The following is a 15,903-nucleotide window of genomic DNA, read 5'->3' on the forward strand; positions in this document are numbered from 1 at the left end:
AAAACAACACACATGAACTCGCTCAATGAACTCAGCGCCTTATCACCTATTGATGGTAGATATCGCGGTAAAACACAATCACTAGCACCTTATTTTTCTGAAGCTGCCCTAATGCGTTATCGCGTTTTGGTAGAAGTAGAATATTTTATTTCGCTTTGCAACTTGCCTTTGCCGCAACTCGTATCAGTCAATACTGAATTGTTTGACACTTTGCGCTCATGGTATGAAAACTTTTCTGACCAAGATGCTTTGCAAATCAAAGAAACCGAGAAAACCACCAACCACGATGTCAAAGCCGTGGAGTATTTTATCAAAGCTAAATTTGATGAAATCGGGCTAAGCCAGTACAAAGAGTTTATTCATTTTGGGTTGACCTCACAAGACATCAATAATACCGCCATTCCGCTATCGGTCAAAGAAGCTTTTCAAGAAGTCTATATGAAATCGCTCATTGCGCTTTTGGGCAAACTCAAAGACCTCAGCGATGAGTGGAACGACATCCCGATGTTGGCCAGAACCCACGGGCAACCGGCTTCGCCCACGCGTTTGGGCAAAGAGATTGCTGTTTTTATAGAACGCCTTGAAGAACAATTGCGCTTGTTGTTTGAAGTTCCGTTTGCGGCTAAATTTGGCGGCGCTACCGGAAATTTCAATGCGCATCACGTAGCTTATCCGGCCATTAACTGGAAAAAATTCGGCAGTGATTTTGTCGAAACCACTTTGGGCTTGCAACATTCATTTCCGACCACTCAAATTGAGCATTACGATCATTTGGCTGCTTTTTTTGATGCGCTCAAAAGAATCAACAACATCATCATTGACCTTGACCGCGATATTTGGACCTATGTGTCGATGGATTATTTCAAACAAAAAATCAAAGAAGGCGAAGTGGGCTCATCGGCTATGCCGCACAAAGTCAATCCGATTGATTTTGAAAACTCAGAAGGCAATTTGGGCATGGCCAATGCTTTGTTCGAACATTTATCGGCCAAGTTGCCCATTTCGCGCTTGCAACGCGATTTGACCGACAGCACCGTGCTCAGAAACATCGGTGTTCCGATGGCGCATACGCTCATTGCTTTTGATGCTACACTCAAAGGTTTGAACAAACTGGTTTTAAACTCAGCGCAACTCGAAGCCGATCTCGAAAAAAACTGGGCCGTGGTAGCTGAGGCCATTCAAACCATTTTGCGCCGCGAGGGTTATCCGAATCCGTATGAGGCGCTCAAAGCCTTAACGCGCACGCATCAAGTCATGAACCGCGAAAGCATCCACGCTTTTATTGAAACACTTGAAGTAAGTGCGGCTGTTAAAAATGAATTGTTGGCCATTACGCCGAGTAATTATTTAGGGATTTAATCAGACTTATATCAATAAAAAAGCCCCGATGATTCGGGGCTTTTTATTTAGATCTTCACAAACTTCGCACTCGAACTTCCCTTTTCAGAATTGATTTTCACTACATAATTTCCGGTTTTCAAACTTGAAACATCCACTGTTTTGGTTTGCTGCGCGCTCGGAATGGTCAAAACCAATTGGCCTAAAGTGTTGTAAATATCTGTGGAAACAATGGGGCTTTTGTCTGCCCAGATGATGTTTAAAACAGATTTAACCGGATTGGGATAGAGAAAAAAATCATCTGAATGTTTTGTCTGATTGACTCCCAAAATTCCCTGCCCTTCAACGATGGTAATGAATTGATTTCCAGCAACACTTAAGATGGTTTCTTCAATGCTCGAAGGCCATTCAATTTTGATTTCATCAATGGTTGTGGCATCACCTAAACCAAAATGCGCCCGTAAATCATTTTGCCCGCAATATGACGATTGAGCCGAAATTTCGCGCATTTGCCAAACTGAAACACCATTGATGGTTGCTTTGATGTGGATTCTGGTGCCAATAGCTGATTTGTTGGTGAACCTTCCGACAAGCTTTATCGTAATCCAATGATTGTTGTTGGGCGTATTGTGGTATAAAAAATCAGGCGCATCAACTCCATTAAAAGCTACAGTAGCTACTGCCAAATCTTCGAATCCGTCATTGTCGTAATCGCCAAAAGCACAACCGTACGACCACGAAGCATCGGTGGCAGGTAATTCTGAAAAATTCTGGGTAAAAGTTCCGTCGCCATTGTTCAGATACAGGAAATTGTGCAGCAGCTCTGGAGTAGGATTGTAACTATTGGTCACAAACAAATCCAAATCGCCATCATTATCAATATCGCTCCAAGCCGAACTAAATGAATGGGAATTCGTGTTCGAAACCGGATCGGAAGCCATCTTGGTAAAAATCAAGTTTCCATCATTGCGAAAAAGCACATTATTGCTGCCGTCATTGGTTAAATAAACATCAAGATCTCCGTCATTGTCATAATCAGCCCAACTACTGCTCATGGTTTTACCGCCATCGTTGAGCAAATCGCCCGTGGTAATTCGTGTGAAATTACCAGCTCCATCGTTGTGATATAGGTTCTCATTGGTGTTTGAAGTGCCTTCATTGGTAACAAAAATATCCGGCAAACCATCTAGATCAATATCGGTCCAGTTGATACAGCGTGATGTATAGGAATTGGTTACCATATCGCCCGTTAAAATCTTCGTGAACGTTGCTCCGCCATCATTGTGATACAATTGATTTCTTCTGGTGCCGACCGAAGGCCCGCTTTTGGTGACATACAAATCAAGCTGACCATCATTGTCGTAATCGCCCCAAGCTGCTGTTTCACAGTAGCCATTTGTATCTGAAACAGTTCCGATAACTTCTGTAAAATGTCCCGACCCATCGTTTAAATAAAAAAGATTGTCCTCATTGTACCAATTCACCACATAAGCATCGAGGTCACCATCGTTATCGCAGTCAGCAAAGGTGGCTCCATCGCTGGGTTTGCTGTCAAGAACTATCGGATCATTATCAACGGCTAAAAAGTTACCGTTGCCCTGATTGAGGTAAAGCATGTTGTTTTGTCCGCCAGCCTTACCGTTTGAAATAAAAAGATCAAGCCAACCATCATTATTCACATCAACCCAATTGACACTTCTGGAATCAGCTGGTGAGCTAACTATTGCCCCGTTGGTGACTTTGGTAAATATTTGCCCTATACCTAAAAACGGCCCCATCAATAGGACTATCAAGTAGCTTATCATTTTAAAAATGCAATCCTTTTTTTTCATAGCCAAGTTGTTTTTGAAGTTAAACCAATAGATGATTGATTAAAATTATCTGAATTCTTGTTTGGTTTTTTCGACTAACTACTGACAGCCCTTTACATCGAATACACAACCCGAATATGTGCCATATTGCCGTTGGTGCGTAACAAAGTGCTATTCGTAATATGGAAACAGTCATTCACGAGTTGTGAGGCCTCAACAAAATAATATTCAATACTTTTGAAATATGAGCCAAAGATTCCTTAACCACTTTGCCTTTTGGACTTTGTATGTACTATACAAAAGTTTTTTGAATATTGATTCAGATCTTTTGATGATGGATCAGTTTTTATTATTGGTCAAAATTCAATTGGTATTTGTATCCATCAAAGTTTTGCTCGTTTATACTTTATTTTATGTCACCGACCAATATTTGCTCAAGCGATGGTCCGTTTTAAAAACAACTTTGAGCGTATTTGTATTATTTATAGCTTCCATTTTGGGCATCATGACACTCAATCAATGGATCGTCATCGGTTGGATTCAAGGACAAAAAACCAACCTTTTAGAAAACATCACTTCATTGCAAAGTATCGGTTATTGGTTTTTTATATTGGCTTTTGTGAGTGGTGTTGCGGTTTCAATTAAACTCATCAGATACAGCTTCCGTCAAAAAATATCCGAACAAGAATTACTCAAAAAGAAACTCGAGCTTGAATTGCAATTTCTGAAAGCGCAATCCAATCCGCATTTTTTGTTCAATACGCTGAACAATATTTATGGATTAGCCCGAAAAAATTCTGACGCAACGGCTGATGCGGTGATGAAACTTTCAAATCTTTTGCGGTTTATGCTCTATGAAACAACCCATCCGTCAATAGAAATTGAAAAAGAAATCCAAATGATTTACGATTATATCGAACTTGAAAAATTGCGCTATTCGAGCAAACTTCAAGTGATTTTTCATCATGAAATAGATCAATCAAAAAAACGGATTACACCCTTGCTATTACTTCCGTTTGTAGAGAACGCTTTTAAACACGGAGCCAGTGAATCAAGATTTGAAAGCTACATCGACATTCGTTTGACACTAAAAAATGATTTGCTTTTTTTTGAAATCAAAAATTCAATGGAGCATCAATCAGCATCAGACAATGAATCAAAAATTGGGCTCAAGAATGTTAAACGTCAATTAGAGCTTCTGTACCCAAATCATCAATTAGATATAGACAAACAACCCAACTCGTTTCGAGTTACCCTAAAAATTAATCTTGCCGATGAAAAAATATAATTGCTTAATTGTGGAAGACGAGCCTTTGGCAGCCGAAATCTTGAAAGATTATTTGGAGCAAGTTGCATTTTTGAATTTGGTCGCGGTTTGCCCGGACGCTCTTTTTGCGCTCAACATTTTGCAAAAAGAGAAAATCGATTTAATTTTTTTAGATCTGCACTTGCCCAAACTCAAAGGCTTAGATTTTATCAAAACACTTCAAAACCCACCGAGAATCATCATTACAACCGCTTATCATCAATATGCAGTGCAAAGCTATGAGTTTAACGTAGTTGATTATCTGCTCAAACCCATAGAATTTAATCGTTTTTTGGTCGCTGTCAACAAACTCAAACCTTTAAATGAAATCATCACAACGCCCACACTGATTCAGGAAAATGAAAAGGCTTATTTGTTTTTAAATGTGGGCAAGAAAAAAGTAAAGGTTTATTTAGATGAGATTTTGCACATCGAAAGTATAAAAGAATACTGTCAAATTTATACTGAAAATAAAGTTGTCAAAGTGAAGTGGCAACTCACACAAATAGAAGATTCAGTGCCTAAAGACCGGTTTATTCGCATTCATCGATCATTTATTGTGGCCAAAGACAAAATTGAAGCTTTTACTGCCACCGATGTTGAAATCAAACAAAAACAAATCCCAATTGGTCGAAGCTATAAAGAACTCGTGATGCATTTGATAGAAAAATAAAAGCCCCGAAACAAACGAGGCTTTATGATATTAAAAAACGATTTATAGCTTGACAAGCTTCGCACTCGAGCTTCCCTTTTCAGAATTCACCTTCACCACATAATTTCCGGTTTTCAAACTTGAAACATCCACTGTTTTGGTTTGCTGCGCGCTCGGAATGGTCAAAACCAATTGGCCGAGCGTATTGTAGATTTGAATTGATGAAACTTGAATGGATTTCTTGATTTCAATATTCAGAACATCTTTCACAGGAACGGGATAGATTTTGAAATAATCTTCAAAAGCAAAATCAGCATTCGCTAAAAGTGCTACTGTTGTAGTGGCTGTATTGGTAATGATCGGAAAGTTGTAGTCAAAATAAATACTGGCCGTATTACTAAAAGTGTTTCCTAAAACCAGTGTTGGTTTGGTTTTGATTTTAAAAGCTACATAACCGTCATTATTGGCATCGTCAAACGGAAGGTTGATGTTCTCAAAGATAAATTCTACTTTATTACCGCCTGAAATTTTGGTTACAAACGAATGACTGCCACTAAGTGGAATCAGTGAATTGATGTCAAACTTCGCGGTATCAATCATATCTTTAACCACGATGTTTTGCGCATTGGCCGTTCCGGTATTCTCAAAACGAATCAGGTAATGCACTTCTTTGCCCACCATTCCCGGAGTAATCGTATTGCCTTCAAGACAGGTTTTGTCGTTCGGGTCAAATGAATTTACTAATGTCTGATTTAGGATAAAAGTATTGTCAACTGGGGTTTCATCAGTGGCCAAACTACTTGCTGAAGCAGTAAAAGTCAAATGATCACCACCATTGAGCGGCGGAGTTTCTGTTGGTGAGTTTGCATTCAAAAAAACCAAAATCTCTCTGGTTTCAAAAGGCAACAAATCAGTGAAATCCCAATTGAGATAATTGATGATTTGTAATGATACAACCGGAGTAGACATCACATAATCCAAAACCGCATCATTAAACGCAAAACTAATGGTTCCTGATTGTGGGTGGGTGCCTTTGTTTTTGTAGATGATTTTATAAATCGCATCAAAACCCGGACGAGGAAGCATCATCGGAATAATGAGTACTTCGAGGTCAGGATGCACTCCGTTGGGTGTAAGGCAAAAATTTTGTTCAAAAGGGCTTGCCGAACTCGGAAAACCAACCGTTACACTCGTAGGATTAATATTAAAATAAGCTGGGTTCTCTAATGTGGGTGTAACCAAATGCGAACCAGCCACTACCGGAAGATTATAATTGCCAAACGTATTTGATATGATGTTTCCGCTTACTGTTCCGTTTGAAATTGAGAAGTTCATATTCGGATAAGCAATATCGCTTTGATCACAACCATTTCCGTCAAAATCAAAACGGGTAGTTCCGGCTATTTCATAATAAGTACCTCCGGGCACAAACGAACAATACGAATTAACTTGGGTTAGCGCGTTATGATACAACATTCCATTAAACAACTCACTTTCGTCAGCACAGATATAAGCCAATGAAGGGTTGTTGTTCAATTCAATCGTGTCATTGTGGCCGTTCTTGATGAACAACGAGGTTAGGTTATTGTTTTTGATATTCAAATAAAAGAAAACCGGATTGTGACTTAAATCGAGTGTGGTAATTTGATTAAAGTCAAGATACAAATGGGTCAACAAAGGATTGTTTGAAACATCCAAACTCGTGAGCATACTATGACTCGCACTTAACTTTTTAAAGTTGGGTAGCGTGGTTAAATCTATTGAAGTAATCTGTGTGTATCCAATGCCGATTTCTTCAAGTTGGGTCAATCCATTTACAATTAATCCGTCAATTTGATTTGTGTTAACACCACAATTTTTGAGCGCTGAAAAACCGGTTAAATCAATTGTACCGGTGAGTAAATTATTTGAAATACCCAATGATTCAATGTGGTCGGTTCCTTGAAAATCAACAGCACTTAATGACGTCAGGCTATTATAATTCAAACTAACAGACTTTAAATTGGGCATTTGAGACAAATGAACCGAGCTAAGATTTGATTGAGTACAAATTAAGGTTGTCAGCAAAGGCAACCCAGAAAGGTTCAGCGTTGTTAAATTGGTGTACGAGATGTATAAGTAAGTCAAACTTGTAAACATCTCCAAACCTGTTGCGTCACTGATGTAATCTTGAACATCGGTAGGATTAGACCCCACCGATAAATAGTCAATGTTTTGCACTTCACTAACCTCTATTTCTCCGTTACCGTTGGCATCAATAATCAATGGTTGACCATTTACATCATAAGCGGTTGCATTCCATGTAGTAGCTTGCAACAACTTGGCTTTAAGTCGTGCATCCGGAATATTAATAATCTGTCCAAATGAGCTTACCGCCAACAAGAACATCAAAAGTGCGCAAAGTTTTTTCATATCAAACTGACTTAATTACTGTAAATCTAAACTAAAATGATTAAAAACCATCTTCATCTAGAATTTGATTGAGCCCAACTAGAATTCGCATAAAAAAAGCCCCGCTACTAGCGAGGCTTTCATATCTAAAAAGGGAAATATTATTTTTTCTCTTTCTCTTCCATTTGGGCTTTCAAACCAGCCAAAATGTCGTTGTTATCTCCAAGGGTTGAAGCCGGAGCATTGTTAGAAGAGCTGTTTGATTCAGCAGCAGCTTTTACTGCTTTTTCTTCTTCTTCTCTGAAAATAGCTGTGTGCGAAGCTACAACGCGTTTGAATTCTTTGTTGAACTCAATTACTTTGAACTCAGCAGCATCACCTTTTTTCAATTTTTTACCGTCTTCTTTCTCTAGGTGACGCGCAGGAATAAAGGCTACGATATCATCACCGAATTCAACAGTAGCACCTTTGTCTACCATTTCAGCAATAGTTCCGTTGTGAACGGTTCCAACAGCAAATGAATCTTCATATTTATCCCATGGGTTAGCAGTAGTTTGTTTGTGACCCAATGACAATTTACGGCCATCAACGTCTAATTCAAGAACTACTACATCCAATTTATCACCTACGTTTACAAACTCAGATGGGTGTTTGATTTTCTTAGTCCAAGAAAGGTCAGAAATGTAGATCAATCCGTCGATTCCTTCTTCTAATTCAACAAATACACCAAAGTTGGTAAAGTTACGCACAATACCTGTATGTTTAGAACCTACAGGATATTTAGCCGTAATGTCTGTCCAAGGATCTTGCGTCAATTGTTTGATACCCAATGACATTTTACGATCATCACGGTCCAAAGTCAAGATAACAGCTTCAACAACATCTCCTACTTTTACGAAATCTTGAGCCGAACGCAAGTGTGTTGACCATGACATTTCAGAAACGTGGATCAATCCTTCAACACCTTCAGCAACTTCGATAAACGCACCGTAGTCAGCAATAACCACTACTTTACCTTTTACTTTGTCACCCACCGCCAAGTTAGCATCTAAGGCATCCCAAGGGTGCGCGTTGAGTTGTTTCAATCCTAATTGGATTCTTGTTTTCTCATCATCAAAATCAAGGATTACCACATTGAGTTTTTGATCTAATTCAAGAACTTCACTTGGGTGGTTAATTCTAGACCATGACAAGTCTGTAATGTGGATCAATCCGTCTACGCCACCAAGATCAATGAATACTCCGTATGAAGTGATGTTTTTAACCACACCTTCGAGTACTTGACCTTTTTGTAATTGACCGATGATTTCTTTTTTCTGAACTTCAATATCAGCTTCAATAAGCGCTTTGTGCGAAACCACAACGTTTTTGAATTCGTGGTTGATTTTTACCACTTTGAATTCCATCATTTTGTTAACATACACATCGTAATCGCGGATTGGTTTCACATCAATTTGTGAACCTGGTAAGAACGCCTCAATTCCGAAAACGTCCACAATCATACCCCCTTTAGTTCTGCATTTTACAAAACCGTTTACGATTTCGCCCGTTTCATGAGCAGCAATAACGCGATCCCATGATTTGATGGTTCTAGCTTTTCTGTGTGAAAGTACCAATTGTCCGGTTTTGTCTTCGCGAACGTCGATGAGTACTTCAACTTTGTCCCCAACTTTCAAGTTCGGGTTGTAACGGAACTCATTCAAAGAAATAACTCCTTCAGATTTAGCGTTGATATCCACGATAACATCGCGGTCCGTAATACGAACTACTACACCAACTACTACTTCTTCTTGATCCGTATCAATAAAAGTTTTTGATACTAATTCTTCAAATTCTTTAAGGTTTTTCTCGTCTACTGCATCGATTCCTTCCTGGAAGTTGTGCCAGTTGAAATTTTCCAAAAATTCCGCTTGTGATTTTAAAATGTCAGCCATGCTGATAATAAATTTGTATTCTGCTGTCTTTGAGTTTTTTACCGCGAGTAACCCAACAGAAGTTGTTATGATTTTTTACGTGATTCCTTTTTGTAAACTCTTCTCCGCCAAAAAGGTGCGCAAAAGTAAGGCTATTTTTTTGAAATGCAAACTTTTAGCTAGAGAAATTTGCCTGCTATTGAAGTGTGTTTTTAGAAGCTTTTCCCACTTTCGCCTTAATCTCTTCGCTGCGCTACGAGGATATCGGCTCTATCGGGGCTAGGCGTGAAGTGTAAACTGAGGCAATTGTTTAAAATGAAGCTTTTTAAGATACCTGAAGCCCCATAGGAACAGTGTAAAAAGAAACAAGACTGTAAGACTGTAAGATTGTAAGACTAAATCATGAAATCCGGCAGTCCTAAAATCTTATAGTCTTAAAATCTTACAATCCAAAAAAAACCAATACATCCTAAAACATATCGGCTTCCGGTTTAAATCTTAAAAGTACTATTTCGGCTGCTCATCAAAATTCACCATCCAGCCAATGCCAAATTGATCGGTAAACATCCCAAAATAAGCACCCCAGAAAGTGTTGGTCATGGGCATAATAACATTTCCTCCGGCTGAAAGTCCATTAAAAAGACGGTCGGCTTCTGCCCTGCTTTCGGTATTAATCGACACCGAAAAATTATTGCCAAACGCCACATCACCGCTTTGACTCGTGCTGTCGCTGCCCATCAAAATCGTGTGCGGACCAATCGGAAGTGAAACGTGCATTACGCGCTCAGCATCATCACCTTCAGCCGGCGGACAATTCGGATCATCTGAGGGCGGCATATCTTTAAACTTGCCCATGTACGGAATTTCCCCGCCAAAAACTGATTGATAGAACAAGAATGCTTTTTCGCAAGTTCCGTTAAAAATTAAATAAGGATGAATTGAGTTCATAGCTATTGGTTTATTGTTTTATAAAAGTTTTGGTTATGGTTCCGGCATCAGTTGTTATTTTAATCAAATAATTTCCGGTATTTAAAGCAGAAACATCCATGCTTTTTTGCGCAGAATCATCAGATCTCATCAATTGCCCAAGTGTGTTGTAGATCTTCCAAGATTGAAGTTGAATATTTTCATTCATTTGAATTTCAAAAACATCTTGCACCGGATTGGGCACAACCGAAACCCAAGTATTTGCCTCAAAAGCATTGTTCGCCAAAGCGTTTGATACGGTTGTTGTGGCTGTATTGGTTATAATTGGCCAGTTGTAATCAAAATAGATATTCGCGCTATTGCTGAATGTACTGCCCAAAACCAAATTCGGCTTGGTCTTGATTTTAAATGCTACATAACCGTCATTATTCGCATCGTCAAACGGAAGTTGGATGTTCTCAAAAATAAATTCAACCTGATTGCCGTTGCTGATTTTGGTAAAAAACGGATGACTACCCGTAGTCGGAACCAAAGATGAAACATCAAACTTAGTGGTATCAATGACATCTTTTACCACTATATTCTGGGCCGGTGCAGTTCCGGTGTTTTCAAAACGAATCAAATAATGCACATAATCACCCACTTTAGTCAACGGAATGGTGTTTCCTTCCAAGCAGGTTTTATCATTCGGGTCAAATGAATTCACTACGGTTTGGTGCAAAACAAAAGTATTGTCTTGAGGTGTATCATCATTTTGTGTTGTGTTGACTGCTAGAGTTGCATCAAGTATAAATCCCGAATTCACCGGCGGCGTTTCAAGCGGAGAATTCAAATTAAAATTCACCAAAATTCGTCGGGTCTCAAAAGGTTGCAAATCAACAAAAGTCCAATTCAGATAATTAATCACTTGGTTGTTCACCGGCGGATTCGCACTGAGCAAATCTAAAACCGCATCATTAAAAGCATAACTAATAGAACCTGATTCAATCTGATTGCCTTTGTTTTGGTATACAATCACATACCGAACATCAAAACCCGGACGGGCCGGATTGAGCGGAATAATCTGAGCTTCTACATCGTGATGAATTCCGTTGGGTGTTACACAAAAATTTTGATGGAACGGACTGTTTTGTTGCGGAAATTGTATGGCTACAGAGTTCGGGCTTATATTAAAATACCCGGGGTGTTCAATAACCGGAATCAAATTATAGCTTCCGTCTTGCGGATAAAAACTATAGGCCCCCGAATTGTCTGCCACATAATAACTCGATGCTGATCCGCTTTGTAATTTAACTTTAAAATTCGGAAAAACAGCTGTATCTGACGAGTCACAACCGTTGTTGTTGGTATCATATGCATGACTCCCGGTAATCGTATGATAAGTTAATCCACCGGGTGTAAAAGAACAATACGAACTCGTATGACATTGGTTATATCCGCCAATGTTGATAGAGTACTGTATATCACTAAGCTGATCTTCATCAGCACATACATACCTCATGGCATTGGCAAATTGATTATTGCCAAAATAAACGGTTTCGTTGCGTCCGTTTTTAACAAACAAATACTCTAATAAATAGTTGTTCTGCGCCTGAATAAAATCAGCACTATACAACATCGAAAAGTCTAAAACGGTAAAATTATTAAACCTACAATCAACAGTTGTCAGGTTGTCAACACCTGATAGATTGAGTTCATTAAGCCCGCTGGCGTTACATGTCAAACTGGTCAGCGCAGGCAAATTGCTCAAAGTAAGTGTTCGGGGCGCCGGTGCTCCATTAGACAAACCAGCACCAGTAATGGTTGTTAGATGTTGCAACCCTGAAATATTAAAATTAACCAGCTTATTGGTAGCACAATTTAAAGTTTCAAGCGCGGTCAAATCATTCACTGCAAATTGTGTCAAAGCACAAGAACTGCAATCAAGGGTTTTTAGTTGGCTTAACCCTGAAACATTCAGTGTTGAAAGGTTACTACACAAATAAGTATTCAAATATTCCAATTGGATCAAAGCCGATAAATCAAGACCCGTAATCTGATTGTTGTACTTAATGGTAAGCCTCTTCAGATTGGTAAAATATTCAATACCTTGAGCGCTGGCAAAAATGTTTCCTCCCGAAGCACCGTCGGCAAAAATTTCATACACATTCAAAGCTTCTGAAACTTGTACTTCACCATCACCATCAGCGTCTAAAACAAAAGGACTGCCATTACTATCTCGAACAGTGCCCCAAGCTTTAATTTTATTTTTAAATACAGGATCAGAAAAATTAACTGTTTGTGCCTTGATCCCCAATACAGACAAAAACAATAAAGCAATCAGCAATTTTTGATTCATTTCTTTTTCATTTTTTTATTGAAAAAGCCCTCTCAACAGAAAGGGCTTGTATTTTAATGACTTACCTCGCCTATTTCTTCAGGCTCGTGTTTGTGTTTAAACATCACCGCAAACAATACGGCAATCACCAGCGCATAAGCGGCAAAAGTGAGCCAGATGTTGTGCCAATCGCGTTTTCCGTCGTGGGTAAAGAACGTATCAATGATGATTCCGCTCACCAATCCGCCAAAGAACGCACCAAATCCGTTGGACATCATCATAAACAAACCTTGTGCTGAGGAACGAATTTTTGAATCAGTAGTTGTTTCAACGAATAATGAACCTGAAATATTAAAGAAATCAAACGCCATTCCATACACAATGCAAGACATAATAATCATCCACAAACCACCTTCAGGGTTTCCGAACGCGAACAAACCAAAACGCAATACCCACGCCAACATCGATATAAGCATCACTTGTTTGATCCCGAATTTTTTCAAGAAAAACGGAATCGCCAAGATGAACAATGTCTCTGAAATTTGTGAAATCGACATGATGATCGTTGAATATTTCACCACGAATGAATCGGCATATTCAGGCACGCTGGCAAACTCAGACAAATACACATCGCCATACATATTGGTGAGTTGCAAAGCCGCTCCGAGAAACATCGAGAACAAAAAGAACAAAGCCATTTTGTAAGTTCCGAACAGTTTAAAAGCCGTAAGCCCGAGTTTTTCTGATAGCGAAGCGTTTTCTGAAATGAGTTTTTGCGGCGGACATTTAGGTAAGGTAAATGAATAAATACCCAACACAAATGCGGCAATCGCTGAAAAGTAAAACATATTGGCCGAAGCCTTATTGCCCGACAAATTGGTGATCCACATAGCCACGATAAAACCAACAGTTCCCCAAACGCGAATGGGCGGAAACACCTTGACCACATCAAAATTGTTGTTCTTCAAAATATTATAAGCTACCGAGTTAGATAGCGAAATGGTGGGCATATAGCACAACATGGCCGCAAAAATCACCCAGTAAAAAGTAATCGGATCATTCACCTGCGGAATATACAACAAAGCCAAACCACTCAAAATATGCAGTAAACCGTAGAGTTTTTCGGCATTGATCCACTTATCGGCAATGATGCCCGTAAGCGCCGGCATGACAATCGAAGAAATACCTAAAGTCGAAAAAATAGCGCCAAATTCAGCGCCGCTCCATTGTTTGGTTCCGAACCAATAATTGGCCACCGTAATGAGCCATGCGCCCCACACAAAAAATTGCAGGAAACTCATGATGGTGAGCTTGAACTTAATATTCATAAATAATAGTTTTGGTTATTGATAGTTGGGTAAAACTAACATTTTAATTGACATATACCAAAATTTACAACGATTTCGGAATCGAGGGCACAAACAAAGTTGCTCCTGTGTGGGTTGGGTTAATTAAGGTAGTGATTCACCAAATCCATCACGGCGTCAAATTGCTCCTCACGCGTCAGGTGTGAATTATCAATCTCTACCGCGTCATCAGCCTTCACTAAAGGCGAATCCTCACGATGTGTGTCGATATAATCTCGCTCTTGTACGTTTTTGAGCACTTCGTCATAAGATACACTTTGCCCTTTGCCTTTGAGCTCATCATAGCGGCGTTGTGCTCGGGTCTCAGGGCTGGCGGTCATGAATATTTTAAGTTCGGCCTCCGGAAAAACCACCGTGCCTATATCGCGACCATCCATCACAATACCTTTGTCTTTACCCATGGCCTGTTGTTGCTCGACCAATTTGGCGCGAACGGCCGAAACCTCAGCAATTTTGCTCACAAAACCTGAAACTTCAAGCGTACGGATTTCAGTTTCAACATTTACACCGTTCAAATACATCTCGGCAAAACCCAGATCAGCGTTGAACTCAAAACCCAACTGAACTTCTGGCAAACGAGCCATCAAACCGGCTTGGTCAAAATGCTGGGCATCAATAAACCCATTTTGCATAGCGTAATAAGTCACCGCGCGATACATCGCTCCGGTATCCACATACACATAACCCAAGGCGCGGGCAATTTGTTTGGCTAAAGTGCTTTTACCGGTAGATGAAAATCCGTCAATGGCAATGGTCATTTTTTTCATATCAATATTTCAAGCCTGCGCCTGATTCATTAAAATTCTATCTATTGTTCGTTAAAATCTATAGTCAAACCAAACAAACTAGTATTGGCCGCCAAGGTATATCGCGAATACGAATAATCAAATTTAAGACGGCCCATTTTGAGTCCGAGCCCAACCGATATACCCGAAAAATTGCGTTGCTCAAGCAATCTGAGTTCTTCTCCACGACGAAAGTTATAACTCACGCGCACATTAAAACCTCTATCCGGAAACAACTCGGCACCAATAATCACGTGACGCAAAGCATTGTTAAAAAAAGATACTTTTTCGGGCTCTGAGCTTCCGTCTATAGAGTTTTTGGCCCGCGCCGGATTGGAGAAACTAACCTCCCATTGCTGCAAATTCTCTAAAGTGAGATGCCATCTAAGCGGAACATTTTGCAGCTTTTGCGAAACCCCAACCATCAACTCAGTAGGCAACTTTTCTTTTGTTCCGGCATAAGTGCTGATTTGTGTACCAAGGTTGCGCACAACAACAGCCCAATTGATATCGTTTTGATCATCAACATAAATACTTCCTATATCAAGCGCGGCTCCGAATGAGTTGTAGCTTTCCAGCGTTGAATTGATGAGTTTGGCATTGGCTCCTATATGCCAATTACTGCTCGGAATATTCAATGCATAACCCATAGACAAAGCAATCTCGCTTCCGGTAAAACTTGAGGTAGGTGTGCCGGTTTCGTCGTATCCGTCAAACTGGCCGTAATTCACATAATTCACTCCGGCATGCAACGTCTGTACATGTCGGTCATAGGTATAAGCATAGGCAGCCGTTCCGTAGGTTACCTCACCGTAATAACTTCCGTAGTTAATGGCAAATCGATTGTCCATATCCGGATTGATGGCCGCCGGATTAAAGTGTCCTTGATTGACATCAGCATCGTAAATGGTTATGGTTTTACCGCCTAAAGCAGCCTGCCTGGGCGAGGTTACCATATTCAGAAACTGATATACTGATTGGCCTCCCACTTGGGCATAACCCACAGTACCGCATAAAAATAAGGCCAAGAAAAGTAAACGTCCAATCATCTGGGAAATTTGCTGATGCGGTATTGATAACGCAATTGCGAAGATAT

11 protein-coding genes are annotated in these 15,903 nt (G+C 39.8%); 3 read left to right on the forward strand and 8 right to left on the reverse strand.

Annotated elements, in window-relative coordinates; translation table 11 throughout:
• Window positions 1-12: 12 nt before the first annotated feature.
• Window positions 13-1,359 (forward strand): adenylosuccinate lyase, encoded by a 1,347-nt coding sequence (purB, locus tag KIH23_RS07145; RefSeq protein WP_213212479.1) that lies wholly within the window; start codon window positions 13-15, stop codon window positions 1,357-1,359.
• A 47-nt stretch (window positions 1,360-1,406) separates the two neighbouring features.
• Here purB and KIH23_RS07150 read toward each other — a convergent pair whose 3' ends face one another.
• Window positions 1,407-3,170, reverse strand: a complete 1,764-nt coding sequence (locus KIH23_RS07150; RefSeq protein WP_213212481.1) for an FG-GAP-like repeat-containing protein — start codon at window positions 3,168-3,170, stop codon at window positions 1,407-1,409.
• A 223-nt stretch (window positions 3,171-3,393) separates the two neighbouring features.
• On the opposite strand from KIH23_RS07150, the gene KIH23_RS07155 reads away from it, so the two are divergent.
• Together KIH23_RS07155 and KIH23_RS07160 are read left to right on the forward strand one after the other, a co-directional pair.
• Window positions 3,394-4,437, forward strand: coding sequence for a sensor histidine kinase (locus KIH23_RS07155; RefSeq protein WP_213212483.1), 1,044 nt, complete (start codon window positions 3,394-3,396; stop codon window positions 4,435-4,437).
• A complete protein-coding gene (locus KIH23_RS07160; RefSeq protein WP_213212484.1) occupies window positions 4,424-5,128 on the forward strand; it encodes a LytR/AlgR family response regulator transcription factor in 705 nt (234 codons plus the stop codon). Before KIH23_RS07155 ends, KIH23_RS07160 begins: the two co-directional genes overlap by 14 nt.
• A 42-nt stretch (window positions 5,129-5,170) precedes the next feature.
• On the opposite strand, the gene KIH23_RS07165 is transcribed toward KIH23_RS07160, so the two are convergent.
• The 7 genes from KIH23_RS07165 to porQ all read right to left on the reverse strand — a co-directional run bounded on the left by KIH23_RS07165 (window position 5,171) and on the right by porQ (window position 15,856).
• A complete protein-coding gene (locus KIH23_RS07165) occupies window positions 5,171-7,519 on the reverse strand; it encodes a T9SS type A sorting domain-containing protein (protein WP_213212486.1) in 2,349 nt (782 codons plus the stop codon).
• A 140-nt stretch (window positions 7,520-7,659) separates the two neighbouring features.
• Window positions 7,660-9,432, reverse strand: a complete 1,773-nt coding sequence (rpsA, locus tag KIH23_RS07170) for a 30S ribosomal protein S1 (protein ID WP_213212488.1) — start codon at window positions 9,430-9,432, stop codon at window positions 7,660-7,662.
• 486 nt (window positions 9,433-9,918) lie between these two features.
• Window positions 9,919-10,359, reverse strand: a complete 441-nt coding sequence (locus KIH23_RS07175) for a VOC family protein (protein WP_213212490.1) — start codon at window positions 10,357-10,359, stop codon at window positions 9,919-9,921.
• A gap of 10 nt (window positions 10,360-10,369) precedes the next feature.
• The gene (locus tag KIH23_RS07180; protein WP_213212492.1) at window positions 10,370-12,676 is read right to left on the reverse strand and encodes a T9SS type A sorting domain-containing protein; all 2,307 of its coding nucleotides are present in this window, start codon (window positions 12,674-12,676) and stop codon (window positions 10,370-10,372) included.
• A gap of 53 nt (window positions 12,677-12,729) precedes the next feature.
• Window positions 12,730-13,983 carry a nucleoside permease gene (locus KIH23_RS07185; RefSeq protein ID WP_213212494.1) on the reverse strand — a complete coding sequence of 418 codons (1,254 nt, stop codon included), beginning with the start codon at window positions 13,981-13,983 and terminating at the stop codon, window positions 12,730-12,732.
• Window positions 13,984-14,102: 119 nt separating this feature from the next.
• The gene (gene cmk, locus KIH23_RS07190) at window positions 14,103-14,789 is read right to left on the reverse strand and encodes a (d)CMP kinase (protein WP_213212496.1); all 687 of its coding nucleotides are present in this window, start codon (window positions 14,787-14,789) and stop codon (window positions 14,103-14,105) included.
• 41 nt (window positions 14,790-14,830) lie between these two features.
• Window positions 14,831-15,856: a type IX secretion system protein PorQ gene (gene porQ, locus KIH23_RS07195; protein WP_213212498.1), complete on the reverse strand. Its 1,026-nt coding sequence runs from the start codon at window positions 15,854-15,856 to the stop codon at window positions 14,831-14,833.
• Window positions 15,857-15,903 lie beyond the last annotated feature (47 nt).

Origin of the sequence: Flavobacterium sp. CYK-55 (assembly GCF_018413465.1) — a bacterium.
In the GTDB taxonomy this organism is placed as follows: Bacteria; Bacteroidota; Bacteroidia; order Flavobacteriales; family Flavobacteriaceae; genus Flavobacterium.